The sequence below is a fragment of the Clostridium estertheticum subsp. estertheticum genome, assembly GCF_001877035.1.
GTDB lineage: Bacteria > Bacillota > Clostridia > Clostridiales > Clostridiaceae > Clostridium_AD > Clostridium_AD estertheticum.
The window spans coordinates 4,241,916-4,262,497 of sequence record NZ_CP015756.1 but is presented as its reverse complement, the minus strand read 5'-3'; the positions used below and the strand labels follow the sequence as shown (position 1 = coordinate 4,262,497).

Annotated in this window: 18 protein-coding genes; 15 read left to right on the top strand and 3 right to left on the bottom strand. The window is 31.0% G+C overall.

The window, feature by feature from the left end; all coding sequences use genetic code 11:
* Window positions 1–112: 112 nt before the first annotated feature.
* The 4 genes from A7L45_RS19910 to A7L45_RS19895 all read left to right on the top strand — a co-directional run bounded on the left by A7L45_RS19910 (window position 113) and on the right by A7L45_RS19895 (window position 4,626).
* Complete coding sequence (locus A7L45_RS19910; protein ID WP_071614393.1) at window positions 113–1,771, top strand: nucleoside kinase; 1,659 nt, start codon at window positions 113–115, stop codon at window positions 1,769–1,771.
* Between the two features lie 842 nt (window positions 1,772–2,613).
* Window positions 2,614–3,291: an L-serine ammonia-lyase, iron-sulfur-dependent subunit beta gene (sdaAB, locus tag A7L45_RS19905; RefSeq protein ID WP_071614392.1), complete on the top strand. Its 678-nt coding sequence runs from the start codon at window positions 2,614–2,616 to the stop codon at window positions 3,289–3,291.
* 71 nt (window positions 3,292–3,362) lie between these two features.
* Complete coding sequence (gene sdaAA / locus A7L45_RS19900; protein ID WP_071614391.1) at window positions 3,363–4,238, top strand: L-serine ammonia-lyase, iron-sulfur-dependent, subunit alpha; 876 nt, start codon at window positions 3,363–3,365, stop codon at window positions 4,236–4,238.
* A 58-nt stretch (window positions 4,239–4,296) separates the two neighbouring features.
* Window positions 4,297–4,626 carry a hypothetical protein gene (locus tag A7L45_RS19895; protein ID WP_071614390.1) on the top strand — a complete coding sequence of 110 codons (330 nt, stop codon included), beginning with the start codon at window positions 4,297–4,299 and terminating at the stop codon, window positions 4,624–4,626.
* Between the two features lie 168 nt (window positions 4,627–4,794).
* On the opposite strand, the gene pssA is transcribed toward A7L45_RS19895, so the two are convergent.
* Window positions 4,795–5,307 (bottom strand): CDP-diacylglycerol--serine O-phosphatidyltransferase, encoded by a 513-nt coding sequence (gene pssA, locus A7L45_RS19890; protein ID WP_071614389.1) that lies wholly within the window; start codon window positions 5,305–5,307, stop codon window positions 4,795–4,797.
* A gap of 270 nt (window positions 5,308–5,577) precedes the next feature.
* Between pssA and A7L45_RS19885 the strand changes: the two genes are divergently transcribed.
* The 3 genes from A7L45_RS19885 to A7L45_RS19875 all read left to right on the top strand — a co-directional run bounded on the left by A7L45_RS19885 (window position 5,578) and on the right by A7L45_RS19875 (window position 7,735).
* Window positions 5,578–6,009: a CBS domain-containing protein gene (locus tag A7L45_RS19885; protein WP_071614388.1), complete on the top strand. Its 432-nt coding sequence runs from the start codon at window positions 5,578–5,580 to the stop codon at window positions 6,007–6,009.
* Window positions 6,010–6,141: 132 nt separating this feature from the next.
* Entirely contained in the window at window positions 6,142–7,029 is an 888-nt protein-coding gene (locus A7L45_RS19880) for a YegS/Rv2252/BmrU family lipid kinase (protein WP_071614387.1), read from the top strand.
* A 64-nt stretch (window positions 7,030–7,093) separates the two neighbouring features.
* Complete coding sequence (locus A7L45_RS19875; RefSeq protein ID WP_071614386.1) at window positions 7,094–7,735, top strand: hypothetical protein; 642 nt, start codon at window positions 7,094–7,096, stop codon at window positions 7,733–7,735.
* Between the two features lie 35 nt (window positions 7,736–7,770).
* On the opposite strand, the gene A7L45_RS19870 is transcribed toward A7L45_RS19875, so the two are convergent.
* Window positions 7,771–9,777 (bottom strand): YgiQ family radical SAM protein, encoded by a 2,007-nt coding sequence (locus A7L45_RS19870; RefSeq protein ID WP_207647785.1) that lies wholly within the window; start codon window positions 9,775–9,777, stop codon window positions 7,771–7,773.
* Between the two features lie 443 nt (window positions 9,778–10,220).
* Here A7L45_RS19870 and A7L45_RS19865 point away from each other — a divergent pair, with 443 nt between their 5' ends.
* From A7L45_RS19865 to A7L45_RS19850, 4 genes are all read left to right on the top strand, one after another.
* The gene (locus A7L45_RS19865; protein ID WP_071614385.1) at window positions 10,221–11,483 is read left to right on the top strand and encodes a magnesium transporter; all 1,263 of its coding nucleotides are present in this window, start codon (window positions 10,221–10,223) and stop codon (window positions 11,481–11,483) included.
* A 150-nt stretch (window positions 11,484–11,633) separates the two neighbouring features.
* A complete protein-coding gene (gene sleB / locus A7L45_RS19860) occupies window positions 11,634–12,302 on the top strand; it encodes a spore cortex-lytic enzyme (protein ID WP_071615064.1) in 669 nt (222 codons plus the stop codon).
* Between the two features lie 462 nt (window positions 12,303–12,764).
* A complete protein-coding gene (locus A7L45_RS19855) occupies window positions 12,765–13,277 on the top strand; it encodes an RNA polymerase sigma factor (protein WP_071614384.1) in 513 nt (170 codons plus the stop codon).
* Window positions 13,264–14,712, top strand: coding sequence for a TolB family protein (locus A7L45_RS19850; protein WP_071614383.1), 1,449 nt, complete (start codon window positions 13,264–13,266; stop codon window positions 14,710–14,712). The genes A7L45_RS19855 and A7L45_RS19850 overlap by 14 nt, the downstream gene beginning before the upstream one ends.
* Before the next feature lie 47 nt (window positions 14,713–14,759).
* Here the strand turns inward: A7L45_RS19850 and A7L45_RS19845 are convergent, their stop codons facing one another.
* Window positions 14,760–15,800, bottom strand: a complete 1,041-nt coding sequence (locus A7L45_RS19845) for a M42 family metallopeptidase (RefSeq protein WP_071614382.1) — start codon at window positions 15,798–15,800, stop codon at window positions 14,760–14,762.
* A gap of 190 nt (window positions 15,801–15,990) precedes the next feature.
* Between A7L45_RS19845 and A7L45_RS19840 the strand changes: the two genes are divergently transcribed.
* The 4 genes from A7L45_RS19840 to trxB all read left to right on the top strand — a co-directional run bounded on the left by A7L45_RS19840 (window position 15,991) and on the right by trxB (window position 20,438).
* Window positions 15,991–17,337, top strand: a complete 1,347-nt coding sequence (locus A7L45_RS19840) for a VanW family protein (protein ID WP_071614381.1) — start codon at window positions 15,991–15,993, stop codon at window positions 17,335–17,337.
* 55 nt (window positions 17,338–17,392) lie between these two features.
* Window positions 17,393–18,949, top strand: coding sequence for a MutS-related protein (locus tag A7L45_RS19835; protein ID WP_071614380.1), 1,557 nt, complete (start codon window positions 17,393–17,395; stop codon window positions 18,947–18,949).
* An 11-nt stretch (window positions 18,950–18,960) separates the two neighbouring features.
* Window positions 18,961–19,428 (top strand): tRNA (cytidine(34)-2'-O)-methyltransferase, encoded by a 468-nt coding sequence (locus A7L45_RS19830; RefSeq protein ID WP_071614379.1) that lies wholly within the window; start codon window positions 18,961–18,963, stop codon window positions 19,426–19,428.
* Between the two features lie 86 nt (window positions 19,429–19,514).
* Complete coding sequence (gene trxB / locus A7L45_RS19825; RefSeq protein ID WP_071614378.1) at window positions 19,515–20,438, top strand: thioredoxin-disulfide reductase; 924 nt, start codon at window positions 19,515–19,517, stop codon at window positions 20,436–20,438.
* Window positions 20,439–20,582: the final 144 nt, after the last annotated feature.

The following is a 20,582-nucleotide window of genomic DNA, read 5'->3' as shown; positions in this document are numbered from 1 at the left end:
ACTATATAATGTATATGGTTTGTTAAATCACGAAAATTATAAGGGGTAAATGATACATTTTTTTAAAATTACAGTATAATAGTACTAATAACTAAAAATAGGGGATGGACAAATGGGCAGTTTCGATATAGTGCTTAAGGATGGTAGAAACGTAGTAGCCAAAGAGGGAACTACGTTAAATGATATTATTAAAGAAAATAATTTAAAAAATGATTTACCAGTAGTTTTAGGTAAAATTAATAATAAAATTTATGAGCTAGGAAGAACTATTATGAATGGGGGTAATTTTGAAACTGTTGATATTGCTAGCAGAATGGGAATGACAACCTACGTTAGGACTCTTCAATTTGTATTGATAAAAGCAATTTCAGAATTATTTCCAAGAGCTAATATTTCTATCGAACATTCTCTAAGTAAAGGATTGTTCGGAGAAATCGATAAGACGCAAGCACTTGATATTGATGATATATATGACATAAAAAATAGAATGAGTGAAATAATAAAAGCAGATACTCCTATAAGGAAAATAACGTTTTCTAAAGAGAGGGCAGTGGAGATATTTACGCAGTATAATATGCAAGATAAAGTAAAGCTTTTAAAATATGTTAACTCAAAGGAAATAAAACTTTATGAATTAAATGGAAGATATGATTATTTTTATGGACCTATGGCCTATTCAACAGGGATATTGAAAATATTTGATTTGATGTATTATGAGCCAGGTTTTATACTAAGATATCCGACTATTGATGACCCAGACAGACTTCCTAAGTTTAACAAACAAGAAAAATTAGCTAAAGTGTTTTATGAAGCAGCGCAATGGGGAGAAATACTAGGGGTTGGAAGTGTCGGTGCACTAAATGATGAAGTGGTAAATGGTGACATTGTTAATTTGATTAGGGTGGCTGAGGCGCTTCATGAAAAGAAAATCGCATATATTGCGGATATGATTCATAAGAAGAGATTAGCTAAACTAGTGCTTATAGCAGGACCATCGTCTTCAGGGAAAACCACTTTTTCAAAGAGGCTAGGTGTTCAATTAACTGTAAATGGATTAATACCAATATTTATTTCGTTAGATGATTATTTTTTTGATAGGGAGATTACCCCGAGAGATGAAAATGGCGATTATGATTTTGAATCTATATATGCTTTGGATTTGAAACTTTTTAACAAGGATTTAGAATTACTACTTTCTGGTGCGGAAATCGAAATACCAAGTTTTAATTTTAAAACAGGAAAGAGAGAATGGGTTAATAATAAAATTAAAATGCCTAAAAATGGGATTGTTATTGTAGAAGGAATACATGGATTAAACGAAATATTGACCTCATCGATACCGAAAGAGAGTAAGTTTAAAATATATATAAGTCCTTTAACGCAACTAAATGTAGATGATCACAATAGAATTTCCACAACAGAGGTAAGAATGATTAGGAGAATAGTTAGAGATTATTTATCTAGGGGATATGGCGCCGAAGATACCCTTAAAATGTGGCCTTCTATAAAACGTGGAGAAGAAAAAAATATTTTTGTATTTCAAGAGCAGGCAGATGTAATGTTTAACTCTAGTTCAGTTTATGAGCTTTGTGTACTTAAAAAATTTGCATTAGAAGAGCTTAATAAATTGGGGGAAGATAGCCCAGTATATTATGAAGCAAGTAAATTAAGAAGTTTTTTAAACTTCTTTAAAGATGTAGACAAAGACTTGGTTCCAGATAATTCAATAATAAGAGAGTTCACTGGTGGAAGTTGTTTTTATCAATACTAATGGAATGAAGTATGAATTTCTCCTACGCACCTTGCAAACGAACTCGAAACGTGAAATTACATTAAGAAATTCTAATATTTTGCTTATGTGAAATTTTCTACCACTCACACTCGACGTCCTGTCTCGGGTTCGTTAGCCTGACTTCCTGTCAGGCCTACGAAAATTTAACATTCGCAAAACAAGAATTACTAAATGAAATTTCAATTGTTTTTTCGTTTCGTATTTCAAGTCACCTTGGAGAAACTTCATACTTGTTGTCAATGGTATATTTTAAATGCCCATCGAATGTTCGTTAGCAGACTCTAAGTAATGTTTCAACGGTATCTATAAGGTAGAATGATTAAGAAGTGCTAGCACAACCGGGAGGAGTATATGTTAGTAACAATTAATAATTGTTATGCTTCCTAGGATGATTAGGCCAAATATTTATTCGTAAACCAAGAATTTGTAAAACTTACTATATACTATTTGTAATACTTTTACATGCTTTCATCAGCATAGTTATAAATTTTATTTTACACAATAGATTTAAAGTTGAAAAGTATGATATTTCTCCGAAGTGATTAGCAACAAGAAATGAAAAAACTATTGAAATTTAATTTAAAGATTCTTCTTTTGCTGATATAAAATTCTCGTAAGACTGCCAGGAAGGCAGGCTAGCGAACCTGAGGCATGATGCCGAATGTGAGCGATAGAGAATTTTATATATGCAAAAGATTAGAAGCTTTTAATTGAATTTCTTGTTTTGAATTCGGTTGCTAATCACGTAGGAGAAATTTTGATACATGACTTAGTTATTATTTTAAGAAATAGAAATGTTTAGGGACGATAAGGAGGACAAAATGAAAAATTATAGTGCTTTTGATATATTAGGTCCAATTATGATTGGACCATCAAGTTCTCATACAGCTGGTGCGGCGAGGCTTGCTAAGGTTGCTTCTATTATTGCGGGTAAGGACATAATGTCGGTCCAATTTGTGCTTCATGGGTCTTTTGCTAAAACATATAAAGGACATGGGACAGACAAAGCATTAATTGCAGGGATCTTAGGGATGGATCCTTGGGATGATAGACTTAAGGACTCAATGAATATAGCTAAAGAGGAAGGACTAAACGTTGAGTTTGCTTTCGCAGATTTGGGTGATGTTCATCCGAATACTGTAAAGTTTGTTATAACGAAAAAAAGTGGTAGAGTAATAGAAATTATTGGCTCCTCTGTTGGAGGGGGAAATATTTTAATATTTAGTGTTGATGGAGAAGCTGTTAAGTTTACAGGTAATTATCCAACAATTATAGTTAGGCATAAAGATATTCCAGGGATGATTTCAAAAGTAAGTACTATATTGTATGAGGAAAATGTTAATATAGCATTTATGAATGTATATAGAAATAGTAGAGGATTAAATGCCACTATGGTTTTTGAAACAGATAGTATAGTTGGTAGAGATGTTCTAAACAGAATTAAGAGCATGGGCAATATATATAATATAAGAGAAATTGCACCATTGGTAGAGTCGTAATAAAAGTAGAGATATTAGAGAATAATTAAGAGTAAGATTATTAACTAAAGATATTACAAGGGGGAAAAATTGTGTTCGTAAACAAAGGGATAGAGCTTCTAAATATATGTAAGGAAAAGAATATACCAATTTGGGAATATACTATAATGTGTGAGATTGATGAGAGTGGGCTTTCGCGAAGCCAAATTGTTGAAAAAATGAGAAAAAATTTAGATACTATGAGAGAAGCAGCAGAATATGGGCTCACAAACGAAACTAGGTCAATAAGTGGGTTAATAGGAGGCGATGCAATTAAACTAAACAGGTATGCACAGGCTAAAAACACATTAACAGGTGAGTTTATGATAAAAGCAATGGCAAGAGCTGTTTCTTGCTCAGAAGTAAATGCAACTATGGGTAAAATAGTTGCAGCACCTACAGCGGGATCTTGTGGGATTATTCCAGCTGTAGTTATTACTGCGGGCGAAAAGTTAAATAAAACTGAAGATGACCTAATTAATGCACTATTTACATCAGCTGGGATAGGTATAATAATTGCTAAAAATGCTACACTATCAGGAGCTGAGGGTGGATGTCAGGCTGAATGCGGTTCGGCTGCCGCAATGTGCGCGGCTGCGGTAGTTGAAATGATGGGCGGAACACCTGCTATGGCAATGGATGCAGCTGCTATTGTTATAAAAAACATACTAGGGCTAGTATGTGACCCTGTTGCAGGTTTGGTTGAGGTACCTTGCGCTAAACGAAATATAGCTGGGGCAGTAAGTGCTTTGACTACTGCAGATCTTGTTATGAGTGGAGTTACAAGTCGAATACCTTTTGATGATACAGTAATTGCAATGTATAAGGTAGGCAAGCAATTGCCTTGCGAATTAAGAGAGACTGCTATGGGTGGGCTTGCAACTACACCTACAGGGCTAAAACTTGCAAAAGAAATTTTATCAAAATAAAAAATATATAACATAATTTAATTTATTTTATAATATAATTAAACTAAAAGGTGATTATTTGGCACATAGAAGAGTAGTTCAGAATTATTACAATGATATAAATAATCTGGCAGATGTCTTAACTAAACTAGTTAATTCATATCGTTTGTTAATAGGCGGAGCAAATGAATTAAATGGAATTGCATTATCTAAAAAAAGCGACGTTAAGGATGCACTTAAAAGAGCGGATGGGGTAGGAAATATTATAGACGAGACAATAAAGGTGTTAGATGATGCAAGTTATAGTTATATGTCTTATTGCAAAATGAAAACCGAAATTATGAAAAGCAAGCTTCAAATAGAGTATATAGAAACAGAAATTGATGAGGATTTAAAATTAAAAGATTAAAGCATTTATTTGATTTTACTAGAATCAGAAAAATATTAGAAATATTAATTGGTACCTATTGGTTAAAGGCATGAAAAATGCATTTAACTAATAGGTATTTTTTGTATGATTGAATTAATAACAGAGACATAAAATGATTTTTATATTATATTATAATTCAAATCTTTGTCACCTTTTTTTTATTTGAAATTTACTTACCATAAGGTAAGAGAGTATAAACATTATAATAATAGTAAGCGGGAAGTTATGCGGTGAGTTTAAAGTAACTAGAGCATAAAGTGCTACGAGTATTCCGGCTAAAGTAATGGGGATACCTGTATAAACATTATTAAATGTAGAGTTATTATATCTTGCTAGTCTATATGCACCAGCTACAGGGTATACTAAAAAACAAATATAACCTAAATTTCCAAGTGAGATGAAATCATATAAAATAAATATTAATACAGCAGGTGCAACTCCAAAAGAGACTAGATCTGCTAATGAATCTAGTTCTTTACCAAGTTCACTAGATACTTTTAAAAGTCGTGCTACTTGTCCGTCATATCTGTCCATTAGAGCAGCTAATAATATAAAAATTACAGATAACTTGTAATTAGCTTGAAATGTCATTAACAAAGATAACAAACCAAAAACTAAATTTCCAAAGGTAAGAATATTTGGTATAAAAGATTTTTCCACTAAACACCACTCCCTAAATAATAAAATTGCATTATAAACTTAACACTAGGTTAGCATATAATTTGTATAAAAGATATTTTTAATTATACATTATTTTATAATAAAAATAAAATATACAAGGGTTATATCTTGTTTTAACGATCCAGGAGATGATTTTATGTTTTATAAAAAAAATATAAGTAGAATAAAAAACATTAATATAAATTTTTCATTATGGTTAAAATATAATAATCGTTATCTAACGTAAGGAGAAATGAGGAGGATTATAAAATGAAAATTTCGGAAATAATGACTAAAGAGGTTATAAGTTTATCAGTAGATGATACAGTTGAACGTGCAGCTCAAATTATGAAAGAGTATAATATAGGATCAATTCCTGTAAATACGCAGGGTAGAGGATTAGTTGGTATTATAACTGATAGAGATATAATTTTAAGATGTGTAGCAGAAGGTAAAGACATCAAAGTACAAAAGATAAGAGAAATTATGACTTCAAACCCAGTAGTAGGAGATGAAAATATAAATGTTAATGATGCTACTAGGATTATGGGTGAGAGGCAAATAAGAAGATTGCCAATTACTTCAGATAATGAATTAATTGGGATCGTAACCCTCGGAGATTTAGCATTAGAACCAAATTTAAAACAGGAAACTACAGACGTCTTGGGTGAAATTTCAATTCCTTGTTCGCATTGTTTTTAAAGCCAATTGTAATTAAGTCTAATATTATTTAATGAACATCCACAAGAAAATGGAATCTTGTGGATTTAATTTTAAAGAGGTATAATGTTTATAAATAAATCGTTAAATTAGGCGGAAATAGGAGAGAATGGAATGAATAAGGTGAAGTTTATTTACAACCCATATTCTGGAGAAAGCACTATAGCATCAGATTTAGACCAAATAATAATGATTCATCAAAAATATAATTATACAATAGTACCATATAGAATATGTAATGAATATCCTATATCGGATGCTTTTTTTGACATAGATGAAGGTTATAAATATGTCTTAATAGCAGGTGGAGATGGAACAATAGATAGTGTAGTAAATGAGATGAAAAAAAGGGAAACAGATTTGCCTATAGCAATCCTTCCCGTAGGTACTGCAAATGATTTTGCAAATTATATAGGAATGCCTCATGATGTATATGATGCATGTTATCAGATATTAAATAGTGATGTAAAAAAGATAGATTTAGGAAAGATAAATGATAAATATTTTGTAAACGTAGCGAGTACGGGGTTATTCACAGATATATCTCAGAAAATGGATATGAATCTTAAAAATACTATAGGCAAATTAGCATATTATGTAAAGGGAATAGAACAATTGCCCAATTTTAGAAAACTAAAAATAAAAGTCACCTCAGATGAAGTTTTATTTGATGGTGATATGTACTTAATGTTAGTATTTAATGGACAAACCGCAGGAAGTATGAGGTTTGCATACAAGGCTAAAGTGGACGATGGACTTTTAGATGTAATAATAATAAAGGCTGGAAATATGAAAAATATTTTAAATATTTTCATCAAAATGTTAAGAAATGAGCACCTTGAGAATGTTGAGGGAATTGTTTATTTTAAGACTAGTAAGCTTGAAATAGAATGTCATGAGGATATCGTTACAGACATAGATGGTGAGAGAGGACCAGATTTTCCTCTACTTATTACTTGTGAAAAGGGCGGAATATCTATAATAGGATCTAAAATACAATAAATTATGCATAATTTCATATGATAATTAATAAATATTAACAGTAGCAATTTTAGGGAGAGTAAGAATGAAAATATATTTTTTACTGCTGGTTATAATGATTTTATTATTATATGAAGGTATAATTTGTAGTCTATATTATGTTCCTAGGAAAATCAAAATAATAAGTTTTGTAGCTTTAATTTTAATGACAATTAGATACATAACCTTAATAATACTTTTAATTGTAAAGGATCAAAATCATTTATATATGTTAAAACCTTTAGTATACACAAACTTTTTGTGTATACCAATATGCGGCATAATCTCAGTTTTTATATTTGTTAGAAAAAATACGATTAAATTAAGAAAAATTATATTGATATCTGGAGTTTTGTGTTTAGGTTATTGTATTGTCATATATAATTCTAGTGCAAATACTGCTATATCAAATCTTTATGGATATACTATAAAATTACAATTAGAGAATTATTTTTATTATACGTCACTTATAATAAATTCAATCCTTATAATTATGGGCATAAATCTATTTAATACACGCTATTCAAATAAACTGGGATCATTATTAATAGTTATATCAGCGAGTATTACATTAATATCAGTCCTTCTAACTACGATAAATACAAGTTTCAATTTCCTATTGCTAGGAGATATTTCTTGGATTCTAACAATGGATTATGCTTTGAATAAAGTTAAAAGACATATATAGCTATAAAAATTACAGCTATATATGTCTTTTGTTTTTTAGCCTTGTCGTTTTCTAGGACTAAGGTTTGATGTACGTTTTTTAGACGGCTTCGGAGCAGTCTTTAAATTTGGTTTTGATGTTGTTTTTAAAGAAGGTTTTGTAAAGGTTCTAGGAGCAGGCTCAGAAACATGTCCAGGTTCTGTATTTGGTGTCCTAAACTTAGAATGTTTCTTCCCTTGATACTTTGGATGATTATTTGCTTTGGTAGGTCTTGATGGTATTAATGATTTTTTATCAGAACCAATCAAATCTTCTCTGTGAGCTTTTACTAAAGCATCTCTTACAATGCTGTAGTTTTCTGGATTCTTAAATTGCATAAGAGCTCTTTGCATGTTTTTTTCTTTTTGTTCGGTTGGAACATAAACTTTTGCGCCACTGAAAGGATTTACTCCAGTATAAAATATAGTAGTAGATAAACTGCCAGGTGTTGGGTAAAAGTCTTGAACTTGTTCTGGAGTGTAACCCATTTCGTTTATATATTCTGATAATTTAATTGATTCTGTGAGGTCACACCCTGGGTGGCTTGACATAAAGTATGGAACCAAAAATTGATCTTTATCTAGTTCTTTATTAGTTTCGTTATATTTTTTGACAAACCTATCAAACACTTCTTGTTTTGATTTTCCCATTTGGTCTAGTACTTTGTCACTAATGTGTTCTGGGGCTACTTTTAATTGTCCGCTAATATGATGTTCACATAATTCTTCAAAAAATTTAGTGTTTTTATCATATATTAAATAATCGTATCTTATTCCAGAACGAATAAAAACTTTTTTAATGTTCGGGATTACTCTAACTTTTCTTAATAAATCTAAGTATTCAGTGTGATCAATAATAAGATTTTTGCATGGAGTTGGGAACATGCATTGTTTATCACGACATACACCTACTTTTTCTTGAATCTTGCAAGCTCTGTGTCTAAAATTTGCAGTAGGACCACCAATATCGTGAATGTATCCTTTGAAATTCTTTAAGGTAGTTAAAAGAGTAGCTTCGTCTATTATAGATTTCTGACTTCTATTTTGTATAACTCGACCTTGATGAAACGTTAATGCACAAAATGAACAACTACCAAAACAGCCCCTATGGCTTGTTATAGAAAATTCAACTTCTTTTATTGCGGGAATACCACCTTTAGCTTCATATATAGGATGGTAGGTTCTGGTGTATGGCAGACCATAAGTTATATCCATTTCAGCTTGGGTTAAAGATGTCTGCGGAGCATTTTGAACTACATATCGGTCATTATGCTTTTGTACAATAGTCTTTCCTCTTATATCATCTTGTTCTAATGATTGTAATTTGTAACTCTCGGCATAAGCAAGTTTATCAGTAGAGACAATTTCGAAAGAAGGAACTTCTACATAATCCTCAAGGTCACTAATATCTTTTGTAGCATATACGGTGCCTCTAATAGAAGTCATTTTTTCTATACTCATACCATATTTAAAAAGATTAGCCATTTCAACTACAGTTTTTTCACCCATACCATAAAGTAGCAAGTCGGCTTTAGCATCGATTAATAAACTTCGCCTTACTTTATTGGACCAGTAATCATAGTGGGCAAATCGTCTAAGACTTGCCTCTATACCACCAATTACAATTGGAACATTTTTAAAGGCTTCTCTGGCCCTGTTACAATATACAATTACAGCTCTATCTGGTCTGTGACCTGATTCACCACCTGGAGAATAAAGATCATCATGTCTCTTTTTCTTTGCTGCTGTATAGTGATTAACCATAGAATCTATATTTCCAGAGTTTATAATGAATGCGAATTTAGGTTTACCAAGGCTTCTAAAATCTTCAATACCCTCCCAATCGGGTTGGGCTATAATGCCTACAGTAAAGCCTTCTCGCTCTAGAGTTCTTCCAATTATAGCGCTACCAAAGGATGGATGATCTATATATGCATCCCCTGTAATTATTATAAAATCTAATTGAGATATATTTCTTTCTTTTAAATCATTCATGCAAATGGGTAAAAATTGTTTGTTTACTATCATATAATCCTCCTGAGAGATTAGTCGAATCTTTAGCTCGTTTAATTATTATTAATTAAAGTAAAGTTCGTTTTCTTGTGTTTACTGTATATAATAATATTAACATATCTATAGAAAAATATGAACTAGAAAAGTTTATAAATATAATTGAATTTAACTTTTTTAGTTGCATTTTGAAGTATATATAATATAATTATATAGTGAGAATATTTTTTACAATTAAGAAAAGATAATATAATCTACTAATATAGAAGAAAAAAATTATAGGTGGTGAAAAAAAATGGAAAATGGCCCTCGAAGTAGAAGGTCAAAATTAATTTTAAAATTTAATATATTATGCAGAGAATTTCTTAAAGTATAAGTTGACATAGATAAGGTAGGAATATAAGTCAATGAGTTAAAATCCCATTTTGATGTTTCTCTGCATAAGAGGAGGGATATCTATGGAAATAATTTCTGCGTTTTTTTTAAGTTCAATCTTAAATAAAAATGTGTATGATGAGTTTGAGGATAATATTGGGAAGCTGTTTGATATTTATGTTACTACCGAGCAAGGATATCCAAGAGTTATAGGATATAAAATTAAAAAGGAAAGTGAAATTTTTAATTATGAATTTAGAAATATTGAAGTAGGAAAAGAAGACAAAAAAATAACCGTACAGGTAAGAGGGGTTAAAGAGATAATTCCTAGAAAATTTTCATATCTTTTATCTAAGCATTTATTAAACAAACAAATAGTAGATGTTAATGGGAAAAAAGTAGTTAAAGTTAATGATTTAACCATGACGAAAGTTGGCGGAGAAATAAGAGTTATAGCTGTAGAATCAGGTATTATTGCAGCGGCTAGAAAATATAAATTAGATGGCATAATAAAATTTTTTTATAATATTTTAGGAAGAAAACCTCAAGATAATAGTATAACTTGGGAAAGTGTTCAATCGCTCGAGATGGTAGATCACAGTTTAAAGCTAACACAGCCATATTCAAAACTCACTAAACTTCATCCAGCAGATCTTGCAGATATTTTAGAGGGACTCGATACATCCGCTAGAAATAAAATTTTTGAAAGTCTAGATAAGGATTTGGCAGCACATACTCTAGAAGAATTACAGCCAGAGGTTCAAGCAGATATTTTAAGTACTATTAATAATATGCTTGCACAAGAAATCTTAGATGAAATGCCTAATGATGAGATTGCGGATATTTTAGATGAAATGAAGGAAGACGACGCAGAAAAGATTCTGTTGAATTTTAATAAAGATGATGAAGAAGAAATTAGAAATCTTATGAATTATGAAGAAGAAGTTGTTGGTAGCATAATGAATAAGGATTTTATATCTTTTAATGTAAATATTACTGCTAGTGCAACTATTGAAATTTTAAGGGAACTTCAACCTGAAGATGAGGTAATACATTATATATATATCGTAGATGAAGATAAAAAACTTCAAGGAGTCATTTCTTTAAGAAATTTAGTTCTTTCAGCTCCTGCGAGGAAACTTAAAGAGATCATGGACGATAAAGTTATTAGAATAAAAGATAGTCAAGATATCGAGGAAGCTGTTGAACTGGCACTTAAATATGATTTGATTTCTTTACCAGTAGTTGATATTGATGAAAAGTTATGTGGAATAGTAATTATGAACGATATTATTGAAGAACTATTGTCTCCAAGATGGAAAAGAAAACTTAAAAAAATTATATAAAAAATACACTGTGGCTTATATTAGCACAGTGTATTTTTTTTGGAATTAAGCACAAACTAATACCATTAATGACATTTATATATTGTTATTTAAGGAGGAATAGGTTTGAGGCTTAAAAAACATTTACTCAAAAGATGTAGCGCTGTGGTTATGATTATCTTAATAGCATATTTTTCAAGTGAAGTTTATTTTAATATTCAAAGCACGCAAGCTATAGCACAGGTTTATAAATATGGCGCCCGTGGTGAACAAGTTAAACAAATTCAAACTAAATTAAAAAAGTGGGGATATTATAAGGAAAGTGTTGATGGAATATATGGCTACAATACATATCTTTCCGTTAAGTCTTTTCAAGAAAGCAATGGATTAAAAGTAGACGGAATGGCAGGAAATACAACACTCGCAGCTATAGGTCTTCCGTCTAGTACGCAGGCCTCTGGATCGCCTTCTAACAAAAATGTAACGAATAACAAGGATGTGGATTTAGTAGCTAAACTTATAAATGGAGAGGCTAGAGGAGAACCCTATGAGGGACAGGTGGCTGTTGGAGCAACAATTTTAAATAGAACAAGGGATGCAAGATTTCCATCTACAATAGCAGGAGTAATTTATCAACCAGGTGCATTCACGGCGATTGTGGATGGACAAATAAATGCAAAAATTGAAGAAAGTTCTATAAGGGCCGCAAGAGATGCATTAAATGGGTGGGATCCTTCTGGAGGTGCTGTATTCTATTTTAATCCTGCGACAAGTACGAATAAGTGGATATGGTCACGTACACTTATAAAAGTAATTGGTAAACATAGATTTTGCAGCTAACTTAACGACATTTCAGAAGGAAAGTCTCCTACCTTTATAAGTGAGGATATATACTGTAACAAAATGAAAACTTAAGTGGATCTCTAAATCTCCTTCTGAAGTCGTTGGCACTGCAGCTCCCAAGGAGATGATTAATCATCATCATAAATTTCACAGAAGTTACCTGGTAAATAAAGTTTACCAAGTGGCTTTTTTATAAATGGTTGTAAAACTTTATGTTTTATTATAAGTTATTGTTAATATGGGAGTATATAATTATATTTCCATATACAATAGAATTATTAATATTATGGTATAATATTAATAAGTATGTGTAAACATTTAACACATATTTCATACATATTTTACATAAAAACTGGTAAAGCATGCAACTAAATATAAGGTCTCACGTATATTATGTGAAATGTTTTTTTAAACCAGTTGTATTTATATGAAAACAAATTATGATGGGGGTACTGCTTAATGCCAAGTAAGTTCGAACAGCTGTATGACATGTACTACAATTGCGTTTATAGATACATTTTTGTTTCTGTAAAAAACAAATGGAATGCGGAAGATATAATTGCTACTGTGTTTACTAAAATATATGAGAACAAGGATAAAATTACTGAGGTAGAAGCAAGCAAGAATTGGATATTTAAAATAGCTCATAATACTATTATAGATTTTTATAGAAAAAACAGTAAAGTAATTCCTATAGAAAGCTTTTTGGATAGAGGCGACGAGGATTTTGGATATGAAAATATAGCTATTAGAGATGAATTTGAAGGTGTAAAGAAAATAATTGATATATTACCAGAAGAAACAAAAAAAATGCTTTATTTGAGATTTTATGGTGGTCTAAAATTCAGGGAAATTGCGGAAACAGTAGATATAACAGAAAGTACTGTTAAATCAACCATTTCTAGAGCTATAAAGAAAATTAAGAAGAGTTATGAACATAGTTTAGGAGGTGATGTAATTGGAAATAAATGAAAACAATATTGAGAAATCATTGTGTAATGATGCAGCAAAGATCGTTATTGATGAGGAATTTAAATCAGATTTAAAAAATAAAATAATGTTTGCAGATAAGTATAACAATATTACAAAGCAGCCTAAACATAAAAGTAACTTTATGAAAAATAGATATTTTAAAATAGCTTCAGGTTTTGTAATTTGCGTGTTTGTTAGTGGATCAATATTTAAGGCTATTGATATTCAAAATAAAAATATATTTACAAGGTCCAAAGGAATAACTAATTCAGCTATTCCAGCTATAAGCCCAAAAGGATCGCTTGAAGATAGTAGTAAGCAAGCATCTGGATTAAAGATTTTAGACGATATGATAAATAATAATTATAAAAATAAACAATTAGCAGTAATAAAAGGAAACGCAGGTAGCGTGAGTGATATCCTAAGTGGTAATAACGTTAAGAAGGCTATAAATAATCTTTTGGCAGAGAATGTTATTTCTAATAACGCTATCACGGCAGTTGTAAATCATGATAATAGTGATCCAAAAATAAACCAAGGACAAGGGACTGAAGTTAAACCTATTATCCCGGAAACAGTTATACCAGCAACAGTTATAAAACCAACGACAGATGCGCCAAGTGTACCTCTTGTTGCATTAACAACATATGATCCAAGGTATTCTATCGACGCAACGAAGTTAGCTAGTGTTAAAGATGACGGCATATATATAAAAGATTTAAAATCTTCAAATGAGAAGATGTTAATAGCATATAGCGATAAGACTCAAATAGTTAATAAGCCCAATTTTACACCTAGTGGCCAAATAATTTATTACAAAGCAAATAAAGTAGCTTTAGAAAATGGTGCTATCTATTTATCTAGTGAAAATGGAAAGGTATCTACTAAGATTGCGGATGGGAAAAATCCTATGGTGTCTAAAAATGGCAAAAAATTACTGTACGAGTCTAAAGGTCAAATATTCATTCAAAATTTAAAAGATAATACTAGTAGTTATGTTGCTAATGGTAAATATCCTGCTTTTTCTAATGATGACAATTTAATTAGTTATGTAAAAGAAGGAATAGAAACGAGTCCAGATATAAGTACTGTAAAAACAGCAGGTTTTGCAAAAATGGCTACTTTTTCAAGAATGATGAGCTTTGCGAAGGTAACATCTACCGAAAAAACAATTTCTACTTTATGCGTTTATAACATATTAGCAGATAAATCTTATGGTATAACAGATAATGGATCAATTGCAGATAGCAGTACTGAGTCTTGGTCAGGAGCTATACGAAATATAGAGGATACTAGTGGATTAGATGCAACTAGTCAATACAGTTATTGTGAGAGTATTTGGAGTTTAGATAATAAAGAAGTGCACGTTATTAAAGTTGATAATGAAACAGGGGATAGGGTTGTTAGTAATTTTAAATTAGATAAAATAAAGTGATTTTAGAAGGCTAGACAATTGTAATTGTCTAGCCTTTTAAAAATGCTTTATTCTTGAATACAATATTTTATTATTAAATTTAGTGTGTTTAATATTGAATCCATATGAGTTCTTTCATAGCCATGTGAAGCAAAGATCCCAGCACCGATTAAAGCTGTTTTTATGTCCCACCCAGCTCTTAAAGCTGCAGAGGCATCAGAACCATAGTGTGGATAAACATCAATCTTGTAATCAATTTTCTCTTTTTTGCATATTTGCGTTAATTTTTTTCTAAGTTCTAGATCATAGGGTCCTGATGAATCTTTAGCACAAATACATACACTGTATTCAGAAGAATTTTGATCAAGGCCTGGGCAACCCATATCTACAGAAACAAATTCTTTAGTTTTTTCTGGTATGGATGCAGAGGCACCATGTCCAACTTCTTCATAATTGCTAATAAATATATTTGTTGTATATGGAAGTTTTATGTTGTTATCCATTATATATTTGATAACATAAAGTAGTATTGCAACGCTAGCTTTATCATCTAGATGCCTAGATTTCACAAATCCTTTTTCAGTAAAAATGGTTCTTGCATCAAAACAAATAAAGTCACCAACACTTATTCCTAAATCTTCTACTTCTTTTTTTGTAGATATTTTTTCATCAATAATTATTTCCATATTCTCAGGAGTTCTTTTAAGTCCCCGAGCATCATCTCCACTAATATGGACTGAAGGCTTTATGCTTTGGATAGTGCCTGTGAAGGATTTGCCATCAATAGTTTCTATAGTACAATTTTCACCTTCTATAGAATTCATCATATATCCGCCAATAGGGTCTAGTGATAGTGAACCGCTTGGATTGATTTTTTTAACCATTGCTCCAAGTGTATCAACATGTGCAGAAAGTGTTCTTTGGAAATCGTTATTTTCACCTTTTAGTGTTGCTACAACTGCACCTTTATTAGTAACAAAATATGGAACATTTAAGATGTCTAGCTCTTTTTTTATGTACTTCATAATGTTCTCTGTAAACCCTGAGGGACTAGAAATTGAAAGGATATTCTTTAAATAATATTTAATTTTGTCTTCATTATAATTCAAATTATCACTCCTTCAAAATAAGATCAACATAAGTATAATTTTACCATAGAAGATGATGAATTAATACAAGATTATAGATTTAAAGGCGATAAATAAGAAAAAGAAAAACTTACTTTTCATCATGTTAGTAGCATATAGGAATATCGACTTCTTTGTAGTATACTATTTATGAGTATAAAAGGAGATTATAATGAAAAAAAAAGTAATTATAATAATAGGAGTATTAATCTTATTTAGTACATTTACATTTAGTGGCTACTCTTATATTAGAGTGAAATATTGGGATTCTTTGATTTTACCTGGAGTTAAAATTGAAAATGAAGATTTAACAGGTAAAACTAGGAAAGAAGCGCAAACAATAATTAATGACAAATATGCTAGTGAGGTCATGAAGAAAAAAATTACTATAGTAACTGATGAAAAAAAATATATAATTGACTATAAAATGTTAGAGGCAAAGTACAATGTTGACCAAACAGTAGAACAAGCATTGACTTATGGGAAAGATAGGAATATGTTTCAAAAATACAAAGCCATAACACATCCTGTGAGTAAACAAATAAAACTAACCTTTGAATATAACGATAAGGCCGTTGACAAAATATTAAAGGGAATAGCTAAAGATATAGATAAAAAGGCAAAGAATGCAACTATAACTAAGGATAGGGGTGAACAATTTGTTGTTACAAATGATGTCATTGGAAAGCAGTTAGAAGTAGATAAATTAAAAAACGATATTAAAAGCAAAATTGATGCTGGCGTATCCAAGGATGATGATTATATAAAGGCTGCGGTTAAGGACATAAAACCTAAAATTTCAGAGGCAGCATTAAAGACAGTAAATACAAGGATATCAAGGTATACTACTAACTTTAGTAGCTCATCAGAGGGTAGAGCGACAAATATAGCATTAGCAACTGGGAGTATAAATGGGAAACTACTTATGCCGGGAGATGTTTTTAGTTTTAATGATGTTGTAGGAGAGAGAACTGCTTTAAGAGGGTACAAGGCAGCCGGTGTAATCATTGGTGATAAATTGGAACAGGGGTTAGGCGGAGGTATATGTCAAGTCTCATCTACTTTGTATAATGCAATGCTCTCAACTTCGATTGTTTCTGCAGAAAGAATTCATCATACAATATCATCGGGTTATATTCCGAAGGGACAAGATGCTACAGTTGATTATGGAAACCTTGATTATAAGTTTAAAAATACATTCGAGTATCCAATATATATTGAAGGCCTTTTGTCAAATGGAAACATACATTTCAATATATATTCTAACTCTACATTAACTAAAAGAACTTATGAAATAGTAAATGAGGTGTCAGAACCTACTGACCCTAAAACAGAAACTATAAAAGACCCAACAATGTATCGAGGTCAAAGTGAGATTGTAAAGACAGGTTATGCAGGTTTTAAGGTTAAAGTGACTAGAAAAACTTATGAAAATGGAAAGTTAGTTAATACTGAAATTATAAATCAAGATACGTTTCACGTTATAAATGAAGTTAAGAAAGTTGGAACTAAGAGATAATAGCAGTTTGATTAAACTAAAGCGAACATTAAAAAATCTAAAGGAGCATTGTACTATGATTAACAAATATTTAGGATCAATAAGAAAAGATTATAATAAAGATGCGGATAAGACAAGAAACATTGATAAGGCTAAGAAGTTTTTTACCATGCGTGAAAGGAGTGAATACACATTAGACGATCAGACCTGGGATGATTTAGATATGAATAAGGTGTATGAAAAGCTGGATAGATCATATAGCAGTCCTGGAGAAGCGTCTTTATACTCAATGCTTAGAAATCCGCTAATGAAGGAAGATAAGCTAAAAGAAAGAGGAAAATTGATTCAGTCTATTAAAGAAAACACGAAGCTTCGAGAAACTCTTCAGTGTATTTTTTTTGAATTAAATAGTGATACTAAAAATAGTTTTTTAGATATGATTGAAACTGACCTTATCATAAATAAAACTAAATATTATGTGTACAGCATTCTAGGTAAGGTAATACCAGCAATAGCGATTTTACTTGCAATATTTGCAAGTCCTAAATATATGATATTATTATTTGCTATAGGTTCAATTAATATGATTATAAATTCTACAGAAGTAAGGGCAATTAAGTCTAATGGTATATTCTATTTGCAAAAGAATATTAAGGCAGCTAAAAAAATAGCAAGTATAAATGATAAAGAAATTGTTTATTACAAAGATAAGATAAAAACGCTTCTTAAAGGTATGAAAGACATAGATTTGAGTACAAAAACAATAGGAATTATAAATATGTGGGGGGGTGTTTTTGAATTCATTTCTGTTATTTTTCTTTTAGAGGAAACAACCTATTATTCTATATCTCATAAAATAAAAAGAGAAAAAGAAAGGTTAATGGATCTTTACTACATTGTTGGGGAATTAGAAGCATTAATATCAATTTCAGGTTACGAACATAATCTGAAGGAGCAATGCACAAAACCTAAGTTTACAAAGACTATTAGTTTGAATATAAAGGATGGGGTACATCCTCTTATAGAGAATGCTGTTCCTAACTCAATTAACATAAAAAAAGGCGGAATTGTGCTTACAGGTACAAATATGGCTGGAAAATCCACATTTTTAAGAATGATGGGAGTAAATATAATTTTAGCTCAAAGTTTTAATTTTGCATTGGCTAAAGATTATGAAGCACCTTTCTTTAACATAGTTTCATCAATTAGCCCCAATGATGATTTAACAAAGGGAAAGAGTTTCTTTATGGCAGAGGTAGAATCTATACAACGTATAATTAAAGCTCTAGAAAAGGATGCACCTGTATTTTGTCCTATTGATGAGATATTTAGGGGTACAAACCCAATTGAAAAAATTTCTATGTCAGCAGCCATATTAACATATATAAACAATGGAAAAAGTATTTCAATTGTAGCTACACATGATAGAGAATTAGTTGATATTTTAAAAGAAAATTATGAGTTTTACTACTTTAGTGAAAAGGTTGATAACCACAAGGGTTTAAGCTTTGATTATAAGATTAAAAAGGGAGTTTCACAAACAAGAAATGCAATTAAACTTTTAGAATATATGCATTATCCAAAAGCAATAACAGATGCAGCATATAAAAGAGCTGAGACAATAGAAAAATAGGAGGATTAATTATGAATTTAAATATAGTATTATTTCAACCTGAAATTCCACAAAACACTGGTAATATAGGAAGGACATGCGTGTTAACAGATTGCAAACTTCATCTTGTAAAACCTTTGGGATTTAGTTTAGAGGAGAAACAACTTAAAAGAGCAGGATTAGATTATTGGCCTTATTTAGATTTAGAGTTGCACGATTCATACGAAGAATTACGCGTAAAATATAAGAATTCAACTTTTTATTTTTCTACAACAAAGGCATCGAATTTCTACACAGACGTAGAATATAAAGATGGAGATTTTATAGTGTTTGGAAGAGAGTCGTCAGGACTTCCAGATAGTGTTCGTGGTAGCGACCCTAAGAGATGTATAAAAGTACCTATGATAAGCAGTACAACTAGGTCGCTTAATCTTTCAAACACAGTAGCTATTGTTGCATATGAGGCACTTAGACAGATAGGGTTTAAAGGCATGAGGTAAAAAGATAAACTATTTTTATATTGTAAGTATATATTACATAACACAAAATGGATTTAAATAAAGTGAAAATATAGGAGGATTAAGTCATGGAACATATTTATGATACTATAATTATTGGTGGGGGACCTGCAGGATTATCTGCTGGGCTATATGCATCAAGATCAAGAATGGATACTTTAATAATAGAAAGAGCAGAGTTTGGTGGACAGGTAGCTACAACTAATGAAATTGATAACTACCCAGGATCCATTGAAAATTGTACAGGAGCAACACTCAGCAAACGCATGAAAGAGCAAGCAGAAGAGTTTGGAACACAATTTGCAATGGAAGAGGTATTGGAAGTTGAACTTGAAGGTGATATTAAAGTAATCAAATGCAAGGATAAAACTTATAAAACTAAGACTATTATAATAGCATCAGGAGCGTTCCCTAGACTTAGTGGGTTTAAGAATGAAACAGAACTGAGAGGTAAGGGCGTTTCTTATTGTGCAACTTGTGATGCTGATTTTTTTGAAGATTTAGACATTGCGGTGTTAGGAGGAGGAGATTCAGCTATATCTGAAGCTATATACCTTTCTAAGTTTGGGAAAACTGTTACCGTAATACATAGAAGAAGTGAGCTCAGGGCTGCTAAGTCACTTCAAGAAAAAGCTTTCAAAAACCCGAAAATAAAGTTTGTTTGGGATACCGTAGTTGAGGAAGCCAAAGGTAAAGAAATGTTAGAAAGTTTAGTACTTAAAAATGTTAAAACTGGTGAACTTAGTGAATTAAAAGCAGATGGATGTTTTGTGTTCGTAGGATATCTTCCAATATCTGAATTGTATAAAGGGAAAATTACTATGAATGAGCGTGGTGATGTTATCACTGATGAGAATATGAGAACTAATATACCGGGAGTATATGCAGCAGGTGACATAAGAGTGAAGTTATTAAGACAAGTAATTACAGCCTCCGCAGATGGTGCAATAGCGGCTACCCATGCTGAACATTACATTGAAAACAAATCATAAAAAAGAAACTCAGCATATTTGCCCTGTCATTTATTATGGTGATAGGAAAATATGCTGAATTTTTTTATTTTTAGACCTAGCTTAAGGTATAATCTATTCGCTCTATGTTATAATATTTATAAGATGATTTACATGAGGTGATGG